Below are 18065 nucleotides of genomic sequence, written 5' to 3' on the forward strand. Positions count from 1 at the left end.
ACCCACAAGAAGGCCCGCGCACTGCGCAGGCTACAACAACCGCGCTGGAGCATCACCATGAGCCACTCGACCGGTATCGAGACCAACGGCGTCGAACAGATCCCCGACGATCAACGCGACGCCTCCCCGCTGGACCTGTTCCGCCTGATCTTCGGCGGCGCCAATACCTTCGCTACCGCCGTGCTGGGCAGCTTCCCGGTGCTGTTCGGGCTGTCGTTCCAGGCAGGTGTGTGGGCGATTCTGCTCGGCGTTACCGTGGGCGCGCTGATCCTTGCACCCATGGGCCTGTTCGGGGCACTGAACGGCACCAACAACGCGGTGTCTTCAGGCGCACACTTTGGCGTGCATGGGCGTATCGTCGGCTCGTTCCTGTCGCTGCTGACGGCGGTGGCGTTCTTCTCGCTGTCGGTGTGGAGCTCGGGCGATGCTTTGATCGGCGGGGCCAAGCGCCTGGCCGGCCTGCCGGAAACCGACCTTACCCTGGGCCTGGCCTACGGCCTGTTCGCGGTGCTGGTGCTGGTGGTGTGCATCTTCGGCTTCCGCTTCATGCTGTGGGTCAACAAAATTGCCGTGTGGGCGTCGAGCCTGCTGTTCCTGCTGGGTATCGTCGCCTTTGCCGGGCCGTTCGATGCCGGTTACGCCGGCAGCGTCAACCTGGGCCAGGCGGGCTTCTGGGCAGCCTTCGTCGGTGCAGCGATCCTGGCCATGAGCAACCCGGTGTCGTTCGGCGCCTTCCTGGGCGACTGGTCACGCTACATCCCGCGTGAAACGCCCAAGGCGCGCATCATGCTGGCCGTGATTGCCGCCCAGGGCGCCACACTGATTCCGTTCCTGTTCGGCCTGTGCACGGCCACCCTGGTTGCAACCCAGGCACCGGACTACATCGCCGCCAACAATTATGTAGGTGGCCTGCTGGCCGTGGCCCCAACCTGGTTCTTCCTGCCGGTATGCCTGATTGCGGTGATCGGCGGCATGTCCACCGGCACCACGGCGCTGTATGGCACCGGTCTGGACATGTCCAGCGTGTTCCCGCGCTTGCTCAGCCGCGCCGGCGCCACGTTGCTGATCGGTGTACTGGCGATCGGCTTCATTTTCGTCGGCCGTTTCACCTTCAACCTGGTGCAGAGCGTGTCGACCTTTGCGGTGCTCATCATCACCTGCACCAGCCCGTGGATGGTGATCATGATCCTCGGCCTGATTACCCGCCGCGGCTTCTACCACGCCGATGACCTGCAGGTGTTCACCCGCGGCCAGCGCGGTGGCCACTACTGGTTCCTGCATGGCTGGAACTGGCGCGGCATGGGGGCGTGGATCCCCAGCGCAGCGGTCGGCCTGTGCTTCGTCAACCTGCCGGGGCAGTTCGTCGGCCCGCTGGGCGACCTGGCCGGGGGCATCGACCTGAGCCTACCGGTCACCCTGGGGCTGGCTGGCGTGCTGTACCTGCTGCTGCTCAACCTTTTCCCTGAACCTGCTGGCGTGTATGGCCCTCAAGGCCCGCGTTGGGTGCGTTGCAAAAGCACCAGGCACACGCCCGTGACCACTGCCGAAATGGCCTGACAGGAAACCGACCATGACCACTTCCCACTATATCGCCGGCCGCTGGGTCGAAGGCCAGGGCAGCGACTGCATCAGCGTCAACGACCCTGCGCTGGGGCAACCGTTCGCTGAATTCATGGCTGCCAGCGTTACCCAGGTCGACCAGGCCGTGGCCGCCGCCCGTAGCGCCCTGCCCGCCTGGAAAAGCACCGGCGCCAGCGAGCGTGCAGCCTTCCTGCGCGGTTTTGCCGAACAGCTCGGGCAGCGCCGCGAAGCGCTGATCACCTTGCAGATGCGCAACAACGGCAAGCCGCGCCATGAGGCCGAAATCGACCTGGACGACGCCATCGCCACCTTCACTTACTACGCCGAACTGGCAGAGCAGCTGCCCTCGAAAAACCGCGATGTACCGCTGGCCGTGCCAGGCTTCACTGCCCGTACCCGCCTGGAGCCGGTGGGTGTAGTCGGCCTGATCGTGCCGTGGAACTTCCCGCTGGTGACCAGCGCCTGGAAGCTCGCCCCGGCCTTGGCCGCTGGCTGCACCGTTGTGCTCAAACCGTCGGAAGTCACCCCGCTGATCGAGCAGGCCTACGGCCAGATCGCCGATGCCCTGGGCCTGCCGGCTGGCGTGTTGAACATCGTCAACGGCAAGGCCGAGACTGGCGCTGCGTTGAGCAACCACAACGGCCTGGACAAGCTGTCGTTCACTGGCAGCAACAGCGTCGGCAGCCAGGTGATGCGCAGCGCTTCGGCGCAGTGCCGGCCAGTCACGCTGGAGCTGGGCGGCAAGTCGGCGATCGTGGTGTTCGATGATTGCGATGTGGACCAGGCAGTGGAGTGGATCGTCGCCGGCATCACCTGGAACGCCGGGCAAATGTGCTCGGCCACTTCGCGCCTGCTGGTGCAGGACGGTATTGCCGATGCGCTGCTGCCGCGCCTGCAGGCGACACTGGAAAACTTGCGGGTGGGTAACCCGTTGACCGAAGAAGTCGACATGGGCCCGCTGACCAGCCAGGCACAATGGCTGAAGGTGGCCAGCTACTTTGCCACCGCACGCGAGGAGGGTTTGCAGTGCCTGGCCGGTGGCAAGGCGCTGGACCGGGACGGCTGGTTCGTCAGCCCGACGCTGTATGCCGATGTGCCGAAAGACAGCCGCCTGTGGAGCGAGGAGATCTTTGGCCCGGTGCTGTGTGCACGGCGGTTTGCCAGCGAGGAACAGGCGATTACCGAGGCCAACGAAAGCCGCTTCGGGCTGGTAGCCACCGTCTGCTCCGCGGACCTGGAACGTGCCGAGCGCGTGGCCGATGCGCTGGAAGTTGGCCATGTATGGATCAACTCGGTGCAGGCCGTGTTCGTCGAAACCTCGTGGGGCGGCACCAAAGGCAGCGGGATCGGCCGTGAGCTGGGGCCTTGGGGGTTGTCGGCCTACCAGTCGGTCAAGCATGTGACGCGGTGCCTCGGCTGATACTGCAGGGGCCGCGCTGCGGCCCTTTTCGCGATACAAACCCTCCCCCGCGTGACTTTCCCCTCCCCCCGCAAAGTCCCACTTCCTGGTACCCCCACAATCACAACACCAGGCCGGACCACCCATGCACCCTCAACGCACCGCCTTGCACAACGAACTGCACGCCCGCCCGTCGCTGTATTTCGACGGCCCGGCGCATGTCTTCCACCTGGCCCTGCTCGGCGGTGATGCTGCCTGTGCGGCCCTGCTGCAACGCTGCTGCCCGGCTGCCCTGGACACAACGGCAGCCCAAGGCATCACCCGCCTGGACGGCCACCCGTTCAAGTGGGAACGGCACACCGAGTTCTTCACCCTGACACTGGTAGTGCCCTGCACGGCTGCCGACACCGATTGGCAAGCCCTGCCACCCGTGCTGGCCGAGGCCATCGCCCCGCAGGCGGCACAGGTGATCAACGCCGTGCAGGTGCTGGTACGCGACGAGCAAGGCCTGGATCTGCCCCAATACGGTTTCAAAGACCCCTGCGGCTCGTGCGTCGGTGGTGGCGATGCGGTGGTATGGAGTGACTTCCGCCTGACCGAGGACGGCACCAACCGCTTCCTGTTCATCAACCGCCGCCTCAATGCCTACCGCCAGGGCCGCATGATCCGCCGCCTGCTGGAGATCGAGACGTACCGCATGATGGCCTCGCTGACCCTTACCACGGCCAAGGCCCTGAGCCAGGAGCTGGATGCCTTCGACAAAACCCTGGTCACCCTATCCGAGCGCAGTGCCGGGGGTGAAGGGCATGACGCCAAAGGACTGCTGGAAGCCATTGCCCACCTGTCACGCCAGGTTGTAAGCCGCACGGTAAAAACCCGCCACCGCTTCGGCGCCACCCAAGCCTATGCACAACTGGTGTTCGAACGCCTGGGCGAACTGCGGGAGAGCCATGTGGGGGACTGCCAGCGTTTGGGGGTGTTCATCGAACGTCGGTTCAAGCCGACCGTGCGCTACTGCGCGGCCACCGAGCAGCGTCTGGAACAAATGGCGAAGAACGTGGCGAACCTGGGCGACTTGCTGCAGGCGCGGGTGCAAGTGGAGATGGAAGAACAGAACGCCGGCATTCTGCACAGCCTCAATGCCCGGGCTGACGCCCAGGTAAAGATCCAGCGGGCGGTGGAGGGGCTGTCGATCATCGCCATCACCTACTACCTGCTGAATCTGTTCAAGCTGCTGTATGGCGGGCTGAATGTGCTGGGGTTGGGGCTGACGGCGCGGGATGGGTTATTGGCCATGGCGCCGCCAGTGTTGTTGGTGTTGCTGGTGATTTTGCTGCGGATCAGGCAGGCCAAGCAGCATTGAGGTCGGGGGCGCTTGGCGCCCCCGCTCTTTACACCGACTCGTCAGCGGGGCGAGCGCCCTCTTGCACCAGCACCATGCTCTGTGGCGATGACAGGGGAATGCCTTCGTCGCGCAACCGCCCGAGAATGGTGAACAGCAGGTCACTGCGGGTACCCGATACCTGTCGCGGCCCGGCTACATAACCGCTCACGCCAATCACCATTCCGCTGCTGGTCAGGTCCTTGAACGACACCGAAGTGGCCGGCGCATCCAGAATCGCCTCATGCTCGTGGTACGCCGCCAGCAGCAGCTCGCGCACACGGTTGGCATCGGTTTCCAGTGGCAGCGTCAGGGTAATGCCGACCACACCCAATGCATTGCCCATGGTCACGTTGCGCACGTTCTGCGAAATGAACTGCGAGTTGGGCACGATTACCGTCGAACGGTCCGACATCTGGATCTCGGTGGCGCGCACGTTGATGCGGCGGATATCACCCTCGACACCTGCCAGGCTCACCCAGTCGCCCACTTTCACAGGGCGCTCGGTCAGCAGGATCAGGCCGGAGATGAAGTTCTGCACGATTTGCTGCAAACCGAAACCGATACCGACCGACAGGGCACTGACCACCCAGGTCAGGCTGGTGAGGTTGATGCGCAAGGTCGACATCACCAGCATGGCCAGGAACAGGAAGCCCAGATAACCCACCAGGGTCACCAGCGAAGCGCGCATGCCGGCGTCCATGTCGGTTTCCGGCAGCAGGCGATCACTCAGCCAGCGCTTGACCACGCGAATGGCGAACAGCCCACCGAAGAAAATCGCCAGGGCCAGCAGAATATCCTGCGGCACGATGTTCAGGTTGCCGAGCAGCTTGCCGCCGGTGCCGTCCCAGTCGCCCAGGCTCAGCAACAGTTCGCTGGGGCTGGTGCCCGATGGCATCAATACCAGCAACAGCGCCAGGAACAGCACGATGGTGCGGCCGATGCCGGCCAGGATGGTGCTGGCCTGTGCCTGATGGCGCGGCGCCAGGCCCAGGGTAGAAGCCAGTGCCAGGCCACCGGGCTGACGTGGCGACAACAGGGTTTCGCACAGGTCGCCAAAGAACGTGGTCAGCAAGTAGGCACAGGTGACGACCAGGCTGACCCACAGCAACTTGGCGGTGAGGAAGTAGGCAAGCGTCAGGTAACCGGCGAGCAGCGCCAGCAGAATCAACGACAACCAGATGACCATCACGAACGGGATCAGCCCGGCCAGGCCCGTGGGGCGCTCCAGGTCATGCTTGCGCAGGGTGCGGCGGTAACGCAGCAACGCGCCGGCAAAGATGAACGCCACCACCAGCGCGGTCAGCCCGTTGACGGCCACCGTCAGCGCCAGGCTGGCGCCGATCACGCTGTTCATCCGCTCCATGGTCATCATGACCATCAGTGCCAATGCCAGCACCTTGGGGAACCAGCCCAGCGCGCTGGCCACTTCGTCGTGGATCGGCGGCAGCCGCCAGGACGGACGCTGCAGCATCAGCATGGCGCGGCCCAGGCCGGTGATGAAGGCACTGAACACCACCAGGGCGAGAATGTGGTTGGTCAGGCTGGCGATATCGCTGCCCAGCTCGGCGCTGCTCTCCAGCCCCCAGCGCAGCAGCGAAACAGAACCGGCGATGGTGCCCAGGGTTGCCAGGCTGACGCCCAGGGCCAAGGCACTGCGGCGAAGACGGCCCTCAGGCAACCAGCCCACCATGGCGCTGGCCAGCAACCGCTCAAGCACGCGCCGCACCAGAGTCCAGACCAGAATCGCCGCCACCAGGCTGGTAATGAACAGCCAGCGGTTTTCGGCGCTGAAGGCACTGCTGATGGCATCGGCTGCCTCGCCGCGCAGGTCACGCAGGCGCGCCACGTCGTCCTGGGTGGGGCGGATGATGCTCTGCCAGAACGCCGGGCTCAGTGGCGAGGCCGCACGGCTGGTGATCTGCGAGTTGAACTGACTGCGGCGCAGGTTGACGATCTGCGTGGACAGGTCGCGTGCTGACTGGGTCAGCTTGGTGGCCTGATCCTGCTGGGCTACCAGCGCCTTTTTTTCAGCCTCCAGGGCTTTGCGCTGCTGGGTCAGGGTGGCGGCCTCGTCCGGCTGGACCGGGCCAATCACCTTCAGCTTATCGTCGAGCTTTTCCACATCGGTGGTGCGCTGCGCACTCAAGGCGTCCGCCTGGCGCTGCACCTGCATCGCGGCCAGGCGCAATTGCGACAGCAGGTCGTCGTTGGCCTCACTGGTGACGCCCTGACGGACCTGATCCAACCGTTCGCTCAGTTGCTCGATGCTGGCGTTTTCATCCAGCGCTGGCGCTTCGGCTGCCGCCAGGTTGGACAATGGCGTGGCCGGGGCCGACCACGCCGGGCTGGCAAGCGCCAACAGCAGGACCATAAGGCCTGCGCAATAACGGGCAAGGCTGACACGCCTCATCGAATATTCCTCTTTACAACTCGATTTGGCGGAGGATTCTACGCGGCTTCAAGCCATCAGGAGAGTGCCGTCTCTCGTTTGAGTAGCTGCTGTTTGCGCTCGACGCCCCAACGGTAGCCGCTGATGTCGCCGTCCCGACGCACTACCCGGTGGCATGGGATGGCCACCGCGATGTGGTTGGCCGCGCAGGCCATGGCGACTGCGCGCACCGCTTTGGGCGCACCGATGCGCTCGGCGATGTCGGTGTAGCTGACCCGGCTGCCGGCCGGCACCTCACGCAGGGCCCGCCACACCCGCTCCTGAAACGCCGTGCCCTGTACATCCAGCGGCAAGCTCAGGCCCAGCGCCGGCGTTTCGACGAAACCCACCACTTCGGCAACCAGCTGTTCGTAGGCGCTGTCGCCGCCAATCAGACGGGCTTTGGGGAACTGGTCCTGCAAGTCTTGCAACAGGGCCTCGGGATCGTCGCCCAACAGAATCGCGCAAATACCCTTCTCACTTTGGGCCACCAGGATCGCGCCCAGTGAACACTGACCGATGGCGAAATGGATCGTTGCCCCGGTGCCGCCAGCACGGAATTGCCAGGGGCGCATGCCCAGGCGCTGACCGGCGCTTTCGTAGAAGCGGCTGTTGGAGTTGTAGCCCGCATCGTAGATGGCGTCAGTGACTGAACGCTCACCGTCTTCCAGGTGCGCACGTACACGCCGGGCGCGGAAGGCGGTGGCATAAGCCTTGGGGGTGACGCCGGTTTCAGCCTTGAACAGGCGGTGGAGGTGAAAGGGGCTGACGGCCAGTTGCGCACTGAGCTGGTCGAGGCTGGGTACAGGGTCGCTGGCTTCGATCAGGCGGCAGGCACGGGTGACCAGTTGACTGTGGCGGGTGGCGCTGGCCTTGCTGATACAACGTTTGCAGGCGCGGTAACCGGCCGCTTCGGCGGCAAAGGGGGTGTCGTAGAACTCGACGTTGCTGCGCTTGGCCATGCGAGACTTGCAACCGGGGTGGCAGTAGACGCCGGTGGTGCGCACGGCGTAGACGAAGTGGCCGATGGCAGCGGTGTCGCGGGATTCTACAGCGTGCCAGCGTTTGTCGGGGGTGGTGTAGGCGTTCATCTTTGATTTCCGAGTATGTGGTTGCTTGTACCGGCCTCTTCGCGGGTAAACCCGCGAAAGGGCAGGCACAGGCAGTGCAAAAGCCTCAGGCCCGCCACAGGTACCAGGCGGCCACCGTGCGGTACGGCCGCCAGGCGCCACCCAGCGAGCGCATCTGCGCAGGCGTTGGCGCCTTCTCCAGCCCCTTGAGCCGTCGATAGCCCTCACGCACACCAAAATCGTCCACTGGCAGAATGTCCGACCGTTCCAGGCTGTAGATCAGCAGCATCTCCACTGTCCACCGCCCTACCCCACGCAATGCCACCAGGCGCTCGATCAGGGCTTCATCAGCCATGGCCAATGCCTCTTCCCGCGTCGGCACCAGGCCTTCCAGCCGGGCCTGGGCAATGCCCTGCACCGTGGCCATCTTGCTTGCCGAAAACCCACAGCCGCGCAGGGTGTCGGGGCTGACAGCCAACAGTTGCTCAGGTGCCGGGAACGCAACCTGCGGGAACAGCGCCAGCAAACGACCCAGAATCGCCTCGGCGGCGCGGGCATGCAGCTGCTGGTAGGCAATCGCCCGCACCAGTGCCTCATAAGGCTCACGTCCCGGCGTGGCCTGGTGCAGGCACGGCCCGGTCACCGCGACGTGCCGCGACCAGTCCGGGTCGAGCGCAGCAAGGTAATCGGTGGCCTCGCGCAAGGCCTGCGGCGAAAGGTCGGCCAGAATCATGGCACCTCCATCAAGTCGATTGCAGGTCCAGCTTAGCGCAGCCGTTCATCGGGCAAACGCCGGTTCTTGCTCGGCTAATTCCTGGCATACCATTGCTCCACGCCATCATCCCCGCATAGAATTGAGAACAATTCACAATCGCACACATCAAGGGATCGGGCCTTCGCTACGATGCAGATCAACGACACGCTCAAACCGGCCGAGGTCGCTCTGCTGTACCAGTCCCACCATGCCTGGCTGCGCGGCTGGTTGCGTAGCCGGGTCGGTTGCGGCGAGCATGCCGCCGACCTGGCTCAGGATACCTTCGTACGCTTGCTGCGCGCCCGCCAGGTGTCGCCGCTGAAAGAGCCACGCGCCTACCTCAGCAGCATCGCCCGCGGCTTGATGATCGACCAGTTCCGCCGCCGCGCACTGGAGCGGGCCTACCAGGAAAGCCTTGCGCACTTGCCCGAGGCTGAAGTGCCCAGCGAGGAAGACCGGTTGGTCATCCTCGATGCCCTAGAGCACCTGGACCGTGCCCTGCACCAGTTGAAACCGCGTGTACGCCAGGCGTTTCTGCTGGCCCAACTGGACGGTTTGAGCATCGTGCAGATCGCGCAGCAGCTGGACGTATCCCGCGCCACCATCGAGCGCGACCTGGCCAAGGCCCTGGGCGTCTGCTACCGGTTGCGCTATGCCGACACCTGACAGCGCACCCGCGCAGGCACAGGTCGACCAGGCGATCGACTGGCTGGTGAAACTGCGCTTCGACCGCCCCAGCGCACATACCGAGCAACAGTTCCGGCAATGGCTGGCCAGCCACCCGCACAACCCGCTGGCCTGGCAGCGTGTCAGCCACCTCAGTGACGAGATGGCCGCGTTGCCCAAGGACTTGAGCCGGCGCACCCTGGAGGGCGGCCAGCGCCAACGCGTCAGCCGCCGAAACCACCTTAAGTTCCTAGGGCTCTTGGCCGTGGGCGGCAGCCTGGGCTGGGCCGCACGCGAACCGTTGGGCTTGCCACAACTGTTGGCCGACAGCAGCACCGCCACAGGTGAACGACGCCAATGGCAAGGCAGCGACGGCAGCCGCATCCAGCTCAACACCGCCAGCGCCATCGACTTGCGCTACAGCTCAGCGCAGCGCCGGCTGGAACTGATCCACGGCGAGGTCAGCCTGGACAGCAACCCGAATGACAACCGACCGTTCCGTATCGACACCCGTGTCGGCCCGCTGACCACACTCGGCAGCCAGTTGTTGCTGCGCGAAAACAGCCAGGGCCTGCTGCTGTCGGTGCGTCGTGGCGAAGTTACGCTGTTCCCCTCCTCCGCCTCTGCGCGGCAAATCGAGCAGGGCGAGACCTTGCAGATCGGGGCAAATGGCAGCATCCACGCAGTGACGCTGCACAGCGACCCGTGGGGCTGGACCGACGGTGTACTCAGTGTGCGGCAGATGCCATTGGCCGAGTTTGTCGCCGAACTCGGCCGGTACCGTCCAGGCCTGTTGCGCTGCGCGCCTGAAGTGGCAAGCTTGAAAGTGTCTGGCACCTTTCAGCTGGCTGACACCGAGCAGGTCCTGCAACTGCTTACTCGCAGCCTGCCTGTGCGGGTCGACTACCGGACGCGCTTCTGGGTAAACGTCGGCGCAGCCTGAAAGGTCATCACTGCGCCACAGCGCGTATGCGCCCCGCACGCCGGTACGACTGCCTGGCAAAACACACGAACAACCCGGCCATCAGCGCCAGCGCCATGGGCAAGCCATGTGGCGCCACATTCATTGCCGCGCCACTGAGCAGCGGCCCGATCAGGCTCCCCACGCCCCACAGCAACCCTACGCTGGCGTTGGCAGTGACCAGGTCCTGGCCTTTGAAGCGCTGCCCGATCAACACCAACGCCAAGGTGTAGATACCCCCTGCCACCGCGCCCAGTACCACCAACAGCGGCCACAGCAGCCAGGTGAGGTTCAACAGCCAAGGCAGGCCGATGCCGATCGCCATCGCCACCAGCCCGCACACCAGGTGCAGCCCGGTGCGCTCCATCCGGTCGGCTAGCCAGCCCAGCGGCAACTGGAACAGCATGTCGCCAGCAAACACCACAGTCACCATCAGCGCCGCGATGCCCACGGCAAACCCATGGCTGGTGGCATACACCGGCAACAGCGACAACACCACGGCATCGAAGAACGAAAAGAACAGCACCGCCACGCAAAGCGCCGGCGCCACACGGAAGAACCCGGCCAAGCCAAAGCTCTTTTCGCCCTCTTCATGTTCGACATGGTCGTTTGGCACGGTCAGTACGATGCACAGCAGCGCCAGGCCATAGCAGGCGGTGACCACCCCGGTGATCCACGGGCTATCGGCACCCAGCACCGCCAGCATGGCCGGGCCGAGCACCTGAAAGCCAGTGAAGCTGGTGGCATACAGGGCCATGATCTTGCCGCGGTTGTGCTCCGGGCACAGCTCGTTGACCCACGACTCGCCGAGGATGATGGCGATCCCCATGCCGAGCCCGAGGCCAAGGCGCAGCAGCGCCAGCAGCCACAGCGAACCGAATGCCGGCTCGAGCAAGGCAATGCTGACCGTGCACAGGCTGAAACACAGCAAGTAGATGGTGCGCCGGGTGAGGTGACGGCAGCAGGCATCGACCAGAAACGCGGAGAGCATCATGCCCGCAGCAGGGATGGCCGAGATGATGCCAATCTCCAGGGTGCTCGCCCCCGCTTCATGCAGGCGCAACGACACCAGCGGCAAGCTGGCCCCCAAACTGAAACCCACGACCGAAACGGCGAACAACAGGCCCGCCAGCAAACGCATGTTCATGTACCACTCCTTGCAAACCGAAAAGACGTGCAGACACAGGCGCGCACGCCAGGGTGGCGAGCGACGCAAAAGCGCAGATCAGTTCAGGCGAGGTGTGGCGAGAAGGTGAAGGCAAACAGCACGCTGCGGCGGCGCTTGAGCACCGTGTCGCTCGGCCACGCACGACGCAAGGCCTGGAAGGCAGGCTGACGGGCGTTTGGCAGGGACTGGGTACGGCGCATTGCTTTGACTACTACGCAGGTGGTTGGAAAAAGAGGCGGCACTCTAGGCCAAGGGTGTCAGGTCGTCAATCGTCGGGGCTGCAACGCAGCCCCAGGGATATCAGCGTTTACCCGTAGACGGCAAGAACACCGCCAACAAGCCGAACAACGGCAGGAACGAGCACAGCCCATACACATATTCGATACCGCGCAGGTCCGCCACATACCCCAGCAGCGCCGCACCAATGCCGCCGAAGCCGAACATCAGCCCGAAGAAGATTCCGGCGATCATGCCCACGCTGCCCGGTACCAGCTCCTGCGCATACACCACGATCGCGGAAAACGCCGACGCCAGGATAAAGCCGATCACCACGCTCAACACCGTGGTCCAGAACAGGTCGGCATACGGCAGTGCCAAGGTGAACGGCGTCACGCCCAAAATCGAGAACCAGATCACCGCCTTGCGCCCGATGCGGTCACCGATCGGCCCGCCAAAGAACGTGCCGGCCGCCACCGCGCCGAGGAACAGGAACAGGTGCAGCTGCGAGCTGGCCACCGACACATCGAACTTTTCGATCAGGTAGAAGGTGAAGTAACTGGTGAAGCTGGCCATGTAGAAGTACTTGGAGAACACCAGCAAGCCCAGCACGATCAGCGCCGCGATCACCCGGTTGCGCGAGATGCCGTGGGTGGCTTGCACCGCCTTGCGCGCCTTGGCCTGGTTGAGGTGCTCCTTGTACCAGCCACGCAGCATCAAGGTGACGCCAAAGAAGAACAGCGCGGCCAGGCCGAACCAGGCGACGTGGGTCTGACCGAATGGAATGACGATGGCCGCCGCCAGCAGCGGGCCCAGGGCCGAACCGGTGTTGCCGCCCACCTGGAAGGTTGATTGGGCCAGGCCGAAGCGCCCGCCAGAGGCGAGGCGTGCAATACGCGAGGTTTCCGGGTGGAACGTCGATGAGCCGATACCGACCAGCGCCGAGGCCAGCAAGATCATCGGGAAGCTGCCCACAAAGGCAAGCATCACGATGCCCACCAGCGTGCACAAGGTGCCCATCGGCAACAGGTTCGGTGTCGGCCGGCGGTCGGTGAAAAAGCCGACCCAGGGTTGCAGCAACGAAGCGGTGATCTGGAACGTCAGCGTGATCAGGCCGATCTGGGCAAAGCTCAGGTCGTAGTTGGCCTTGAGCATCGGGTAGATCGCCGGCAGCACCGACTGGATCAGGTCGTTGATCAGGTGCGCCAGGGCGCAGAAACCAATGATGCGCATCACCAGCGGCGTGGCTTGGTTCGCCGTTGCGTTGGTGGACGCGGTGGAGGCACTACTGATGGCCATTTGCCTAAATCTCCGTCCTTAGGTTTGGGATCCGATTATCAGGAAACAAATAGATACATAGCTACCTTTTTTATCCCCCTTTGCGACGCACTTGAAAATGGTTCTCAATATAATTAGCATCCTTGACCCATACCCCTGTCATCGTTGGGCGAAACGGCCCCTATCGTGAGCAGACCTACCCATGAGCCCGATGCCCGCCATGCAACTGCAGCCCGCCCCACAGCAGGAAGCGCTGGAGTGGTTTTCGCTATTGCACCAACCCGGCTGTGATGAAGCCCAGCGCCAGGCATTCGCGGCCTGGTGCCAGGCCCCCGAAAACGCTCGCGCCTACGCCGAGCTGGAAACGTGCTGGCAGCAGTTGCAGCCACCACCCGCCCGCCCCCGCCCACGGCAGGTCACCGTGCGCCGCAGTCACCTGGGCAAATGGCTGGCACTGGTGTTCCTGCTCGTATTAAGCGCCGCAGCCTACCTCTACTGGCCGCTGATGCAGCGCCTTGCCAGCGAGTTGCACACCGACGTGGGCGAACGCCGCAGCACGCGTCTGGCAGATGGCACCACGCTTAACCTGGACAGCGCCAGCGCCATGAACGTCGACCTGCGCGGCCGCACGCGTCAACTGCACCTGGTGCAGGGCCAGGTGTACCTGGAGGTTGTGCTCGATGGGCGGGCAATGGAAGTGGAAGTGGGCAACGCACGCATCCAGGTGTTCGGCACCCGCCTGCAGGTCGCCCGCCATGCAAATCATGATGAACTCGTGGTACTCAGTGGCAAGGCCATGGTCACCCAAGGGGGGGATCAACGCATGGTCTCGGCGGGTGAGCGAGTTACCTTTGATGACATGCGTATCGACCCGGTGCAGAAAGCCGACCTGAAAACCGCCGACAGCTGGCGCAACGGCCGCCTGAAAGCCACCGACATGCCTTTGGGGCAGGTGCTGGAGCGCCTTGCCGGGTACCAGGGGCAACGCCTGTGGATGATGGATGAACAAATGGCCCATCGGCGCGTAAGCGGTGATTTCAACCTCGACCGACCACAGGAAAGCCTGCAATCCCTGGCTGCGGCCCAGCATTTGCAGCTTCAGGGCGTGCTCGGCCACTGGCTTGTGGTGCGCTGAAACCGTGCCCGGCCGCTAAGCTTTTGAAAGCGTGCAAATTTTTTTTGAAATGAGTGTTGACAGGGGGGGCGTTCAAGAGAATAATGCGCGCCATCGGCTACATAGCTCAGTTGGTTAGAGCATAGCATTCATAATGCTGGGGTCCGGGGTTCAAGTCCCTGTGTAGCCACCAAACAAGACGAAGGGCTTACCGCAAGGTAAGCCCTTTTTCTTTGCCTGCGAAAAAGTTAGCGCCGGGCAATACCCTCACTTGCAGCCAAGGCCGCCCCTGCTGCAACTACAGCGCCAGAGCCAATGCCACGATCACGATCAGGGCTATCGCTTTCAGCCCCTGACTCGACAGGCAGTGGTTGCAGATAAAAAGCGCGCTGGCTGCAGGCGCCTGCCATGGCCATCACCCCGTCATGCAATCGACACTTCACCGTATGCCGGTTACGGCTACCGCAAGGCCAAGCCCGATCAGCGCCAGGCCTATGGCACGGTCCACCAGCATTTGCCGTTCGATCATGGCCTTGCGCAGTGCCGTACTGGAGAAGAACACCGCCACCAGGCTGAACCACAGCCAATGGGTCAAGGACATGAACGCGCCGTAGGCGAAATCCAGCACCAACGGGCTGTTGGGCTGGACGACCTGGGTGAACGCACTGATGACAAACAACATGGTCTTGGGGTTGAGGGCGTTGGTCAGAAAGCCCGACCGCAGGGCTTGCAGCACGCCACCATCGGCTTGCCCTACACCCTCCAGGCTGATGCGCCGCGTATTGGTCAATGACTGGTAACCCAGATAGATCAGGTAACCCGCACCCAGCACTTTCATGGTGAAGAACAAAGCCGGGCTCTGGCTGATGAGCACTGCAATGCCCAACACCGTGTACAGCACATGCACCTGCACTCCCAGCGCAATGCCCACGGCAGCGGCCAACCCGGCCCTTCGGCCCTGTGCATAACTGCTGCGGGTGACCATGGCGAAATCGGCGCCTGGGCTGATGACGGCGAGCAGGGTGAACAGGGCGACGGCGATGAGTTCGGTCATGCGGGTGGCTCTCGATAGGCGATGAAAATGCACAGAAGGGATGATTATCGAGCGCTTATAGGTGGGGAAAAATCGATTTATAGTGAGACATATCTGACAGTTTTTCTCACAGAGGTGTTTTGCCAGTACTGGCCTTTTCGCGGGCACGCCCGCGAAGAGGCCGGGCCTGAAAACATGCAAGCCATGAAATTGCCGCCCTTGAACGCTTTCCGCTACTTCGACATCGCCGCCCAGACCGAAAGCTTCGTGCGCGCCGCCGAGCACCTGCACGTCACCCACGGCGCCGTCAGCCGCCAGGTACGCCTGCTTGAAGAACACCTCGGCGTGGACCTGTTCGAACGCCGTAACCGGGCCATTTTCCTCAGCCCAGCCGGCCGCGCCCTGCAGGGCACCACCCAGGCGATCTTCGAACAGCTCGAAGGCGCCGTGCAGCGCTTGCAACAACAGGCCCGCGACAATGTGCTGGTGCTGTCCTGCGAGCCGACCATCGCCATGCGCTGGCTGATCCCGCGCCTGCCTCGCTTCCATGCCGACCACCCCGACCTGCAGTTGCACCTGGTAGCCGCAGGCGGGCCGCTGGACTTCGCCCGAAGCGGTGTCGACCTGGCAATCCGCCGCGACGACTTTCACTGGGATAACCAGCTGTACAACCAGAAAATCTGCGACGAATGGATCGGCCCGGTGTGTCATCCCACCGCCCCCAATCAGCTGAACGGCCAGCGCCTGCTGCACAGCACCACCCGCCCCGGCGCCTGGCCCACCTGGTTACGCCTCAGCGGCCAGCAGGCGCGGCATAACGAACGCAGCGACTACGAGCACTTCTACCTGTCGATCCAGGCCGCCAACGCCGGCCTGGGCGTGGCCATGGCCTCAGCCCTGATGGTGCGCGACGAACTCGACAGCGGGCAGTTGCAGGCACCCTTCGGTTTTGTGCGCGATGGCTCGGCCTACCACTTGCTGAGCCCACAACCGGTCGAAGACGGCGGAAAGCGCCAGCGTTTTGCCGAATGGGTCACAAGCGAATGCCAGCGCTGCCTGGCTCACCTGGGCTTGATGCAGAACGACGAGCCGGCGCTGCCATCGCCGCCCCAGGTGCGATAGCCGGCGGTATCCACATGGATACGCCCGGACGGGTAGCGCCCCAGGCCCATGTTCCAGGCCTGGCCATACTGCTGCCAGAAGCGGCACAGCGGGTTGGGATCAGCCCAGGCCGGCAACAGGATATCGACGGCGAAGGCGCGGGTATGGGCACTGTTGGCAGCACCACCCGCGCAGGTATTCAGGCGTGGGTTGCGGTAGGCGGAGACCACTTCGAACTGGCGCAGGATGCCTTGGTCATCAAGCGTCTTGATCAGCGAAAGGGTCGAACGTACAGCCGCCCAGTTGCTGGCAGGCGGCACGGCAAAGGGAGACGCCTGGCACAGCTTCCAGTCCGAAGCCGAGCGCAGCAACTGGTGGATAGGCACTACGCCGTAAAGGCGGGCATCCACCAGCATTTCACGGAAAGGCCGGGTTTGGTGGTCGCCAGCCCATTGGGCGAACATCCACAGGTCGCGTTCGTCGGCGTGTGCTGCACCAACAATCAGCAGGCCCGCCACCAGAAGCCGTTTTTTCATCCTTTATCCATCCGTGCATAGAGAACAAAGAAAACCAGGCCAAAGGTGGTAGCGGCTATGCTCGGTCAGTCCTCAAGCAGGGTGCACGCCATCACCAGCGCGTCTTCACGCCCCCCGGCAACCGGATAATAGTCGCGGCGGCGGCCGATTTCGTTGAAGCCGTAGCGCTCATACAAACGATAGGCGGACTGGTTGCTGGCACGCACCTCCAGGAAGCACTCGCGACCATTGAGCTGGTAGGCCCGGGCCATCAGGTGCTCCAGCAAACGCAGGCCCAGGCCACGGCCCTGGTTTTCAGGTTTGACGGTGATGTTGAGCAGGTGCGCCTCGTCGATGATCACGTTGATCACGCCATGGCCTACCTGCTGCTGGCCGTCGAACATCAGCCAGATTTCGTACGATTTGAGCGCATCCTGAAAGATCCCGCGGGTCCAGGGATGACTGAAGGCGGCATATTCGATCTTAAGTACGGCATCCAGATCCGCCTCGGTCATCGGGCGGAAACTGATCGATTCACTCATTCAACGCTCTTCCAGCGCGCCATCAGCTGGCGCATGGCTTTCCAGACGTCCGCCTTGCGCTGCGGCTCGTCCATCAACAGTTCAAGGCCCGGCAGTGCCCAGGCGTCGCCCAGGCCGTCGAGCGTCAGGGTTTGGTAATAGGCTTCGACGTCGGCATTGGCGGCAAAGCGCAGCGCCGGCAGGCCGATCAGCCACAGGCAGGTGCTCGGGGCATCTTCGAGGCGTGCCTGGACAAAGCCCCGGACAAAATCGCGCGCGGCTTCAGGCCCCTGGTCCATGTTGCCTCGCACCAGCAACGGCCAGCGCACCGGTTCACCGATGATCTGCGGGGCGTCAGGCAGGCCGGCGGCGCGCAGCATGTCTTTGAGCAGCAGGTAGGATGGATCGCGGCTCTGGAACGGCTGGCCGGTGGCCAGTTCGACCAGCAGCAGGCAACTGCCGGCGCGCAGCAGTTGCAGCGAGAAACGCGGGGGCGGCACGGGGGCCGGCCGTGGCGGTGCGGGCTGTTCCTCGGCCTCGACAGGCTTGGCAGCCGGTTTGGGCGCACTGCCCGGGCGCGGGATTTCGATTTTTGGCCGCTCGCCGGAGCGAGCCTGAGGGGCGGCGGGCGCAGTGTTTGCAGCCGGTGCCGGCCTGACCTCGAAATCGATGTCCTCGACCGGTGCCACCGGCAGCAGCAGCTCGGGCCGCGACGGTGCGGCGAACGGCAGTTCGGCGCGCGGCAGCCAATGCACCACTTGCATGGCGGAAAGGTAGGCGCGGCGGCGGGGTTCGGTCAGCAAGGCTCGGGGGTCCGGGGTATGAAACGTCGCACATTCTAGCGTGTACGCCTCGGTTTTTGCAGGGTCTGTCCGA

At 63.9% G+C, this 18065-nt stretch carries 17 protein-coding genes and 1 tRNA gene; 8 read left to right on the forward strand and 10 right to left on the reverse strand.

Features of this window, described 5'->3' with window-relative positions; translation table 11 throughout:
- Window positions 1-57 precede the first annotated feature (57 nt).
- The 3 genes from B9A31_RS23225 to B9A31_RS23235 all read left to right on the forward strand — a co-directional run bounded on the left by B9A31_RS23225 (window position 58) and on the right by B9A31_RS23235 (window position 4343).
- Window positions 58-1557, forward strand: coding sequence for a purine-cytosine permease family protein (locus tag B9A31_RS23225; RefSeq protein WP_084297407.1), 1500 nt, complete (start codon window positions 58-60; stop codon window positions 1555-1557).
- Window positions 1558-1570: 13 nt separating this feature from the next.
- Window positions 1571-3001 (forward strand): aldehyde dehydrogenase family protein, encoded by a 1431-nt coding sequence (locus B9A31_RS23230; protein ID WP_084297408.1) that lies wholly within the window; start codon window positions 1571-1573, stop codon window positions 2999-3001.
- Between the two features lie 124 nt (window positions 3002-3125).
- Window positions 3126-4343, forward strand: a complete 1218-nt coding sequence (locus tag B9A31_RS23235; protein ID WP_084297409.1) for a DUF3422 domain-containing protein — start codon at window positions 3126-3128, stop codon at window positions 4341-4343.
- Between the two features lie 28 nt (window positions 4344-4371).
- Here the strand turns inward: B9A31_RS23235 and B9A31_RS23240 are convergent, their stop codons facing one another.
- The 3 genes from B9A31_RS23240 to B9A31_RS23250 form a co-directional block, all read right to left on the reverse strand.
- On the reverse strand, window positions 4372-6774 hold the full coding sequence (locus B9A31_RS23240) for a DUF3772 domain-containing protein (RefSeq protein ID WP_084297410.1): 2403 nt from the start codon (window positions 6772-6774) through the stop codon (window positions 4372-4374).
- Window positions 6775-6830: 56 nt separating this feature from the next.
- Window positions 6831-7883 carry a bifunctional DNA-binding transcriptional regulator/O6-methylguanine-DNA methyltransferase Ada gene (ada, locus tag B9A31_RS23245; protein ID WP_084297411.1) on the reverse strand — a complete coding sequence of 351 codons (1053 nt, stop codon included), beginning with the start codon at window positions 7881-7883 and terminating at the stop codon, window positions 6831-6833.
- A gap of 85 nt (window positions 7884-7968) precedes the next feature.
- On the reverse strand, window positions 7969-8595 hold the full coding sequence (locus tag B9A31_RS23250) for a DNA-3-methyladenine glycosylase family protein (RefSeq protein WP_019098872.1): 627 nt from the start codon (window positions 8593-8595) through the stop codon (window positions 7969-7971).
- A 171-nt stretch (window positions 8596-8766) separates the two neighbouring features.
- Here B9A31_RS23250 and B9A31_RS23255 point away from each other — a divergent pair, with 171 nt between their 5' ends.
- Together B9A31_RS23255 and B9A31_RS23260 are read left to right on the forward strand one after the other, a co-directional pair.
- Window positions 8767-9282 carry a sigma-70 family RNA polymerase sigma factor gene (locus tag B9A31_RS23255; protein ID WP_025754686.1) on the forward strand — a complete coding sequence of 172 codons (516 nt, stop codon included), beginning with the start codon at window positions 8767-8769 and terminating at the stop codon, window positions 9280-9282.
- Complete coding sequence (locus tag B9A31_RS23260) at window positions 9269-10225, forward strand: FecR domain-containing protein (protein ID WP_084297412.1); 957 nt, start codon at window positions 9269-9271, stop codon at window positions 10223-10225. Before B9A31_RS23255 ends, B9A31_RS23260 begins: the two co-directional genes overlap by 14 nt.
- A gap of 7 nt (window positions 10226-10232) precedes the next feature.
- On the opposite strand, the gene B9A31_RS23265 is transcribed toward B9A31_RS23260, so the two are convergent.
- The 3 genes from B9A31_RS23265 to B9A31_RS23270 all read right to left on the reverse strand — a co-directional run bounded on the left by B9A31_RS23265 (window position 10233) and on the right by B9A31_RS23270 (window position 12926).
- Entirely contained in the window at window positions 10233-11390 is a 1158-nt protein-coding gene (locus B9A31_RS23265; RefSeq protein ID WP_084297413.1) for an MFS transporter, read from the reverse strand.
- Window positions 11391-11473: 83 nt separating this feature from the next.
- Window positions 11474-11611: a hypothetical protein gene (locus B9A31_RS27355; protein ID WP_016713334.1), complete on the reverse strand. Its 138-nt coding sequence runs from the start codon at window positions 11609-11611 to the stop codon at window positions 11474-11476.
- A gap of 100 nt (window positions 11612-11711) precedes the next feature.
- Window positions 11712-12926 (reverse strand): MFS transporter, encoded by a 1215-nt coding sequence (locus B9A31_RS23270; protein WP_016713335.1) that lies wholly within the window; start codon window positions 12924-12926, stop codon window positions 11712-11714.
- A gap of 190 nt (window positions 12927-13116) precedes the next feature.
- Here B9A31_RS23270 and B9A31_RS23275 point away from each other — a divergent pair, with 190 nt between their 5' ends.
- Complete coding sequence (locus tag B9A31_RS23275) at window positions 13117-14040, forward strand: FecR family protein (RefSeq protein ID WP_084297414.1); 924 nt, start codon at window positions 13117-13119, stop codon at window positions 14038-14040.
- A 95-nt stretch (window positions 14041-14135) separates the two neighbouring features.
- Window positions 14136-14212, forward strand: a tRNA-Met gene (locus tag B9A31_RS23280).
- 246 nt (window positions 14213-14458) lie between these two features.
- Here the strand turns inward: B9A31_RS23280 and B9A31_RS23285 are convergent.
- The gene (locus B9A31_RS23285; protein ID WP_016713337.1) at window positions 14459-15073 is read right to left on the reverse strand and encodes a LysE family translocator; all 615 of its coding nucleotides are present in this window, start codon (window positions 15071-15073) and stop codon (window positions 14459-14461) included.
- 183 nt (window positions 15074-15256) lie between these two features.
- Here B9A31_RS23285 and B9A31_RS23290 point away from each other — a divergent pair, with 183 nt between their 5' ends.
- Complete coding sequence (locus tag B9A31_RS23290; protein ID WP_025754690.1) at window positions 15257-16174, forward strand: LysR substrate-binding domain-containing protein; 918 nt, start codon at window positions 15257-15259, stop codon at window positions 16172-16174.
- Here B9A31_RS23290 and B9A31_RS23295 read toward each other — a convergent pair.
- From B9A31_RS23295 to B9A31_RS23305, 3 genes are all read right to left on the reverse strand, one after another.
- Window positions 16114-16689 carry a D-Ala-D-Ala carboxypeptidase family metallohydrolase gene (locus tag B9A31_RS23295; protein ID WP_016713339.1) on the reverse strand — a complete coding sequence of 192 codons (576 nt, stop codon included), beginning with the start codon at window positions 16687-16689 and terminating at the stop codon, window positions 16114-16116. The genes B9A31_RS23290 and B9A31_RS23295 overlap by 61 nt on opposite strands.
- A gap of 65 nt (window positions 16690-16754) precedes the next feature.
- On the reverse strand, window positions 16755-17210 hold the full coding sequence (rimI, locus tag B9A31_RS23300; RefSeq protein ID WP_016713340.1) for a ribosomal protein S18-alanine N-acetyltransferase: 456 nt from the start codon (window positions 17208-17210) through the stop codon (window positions 16755-16757).
- Window positions 17207-17992 (reverse strand): hypothetical protein, encoded by a 786-nt coding sequence (locus B9A31_RS23305; protein WP_016713341.1) that lies wholly within the window; start codon window positions 17990-17992, stop codon window positions 17207-17209. The genes rimI and B9A31_RS23305 overlap by 4 nt, the downstream gene beginning before the upstream one ends.
- Window positions 17993-18065 lie beyond the last annotated feature (73 nt).

This window comes from Pseudomonas sp. URIL14HWK12:I5 (assembly GCF_900176445.1).
In the GTDB taxonomy this organism is placed as follows: domain Bacteria; phylum Pseudomonadota; class Gammaproteobacteria; order Pseudomonadales; family Pseudomonadaceae; genus Aquipseudomonas; species Aquipseudomonas monteilii.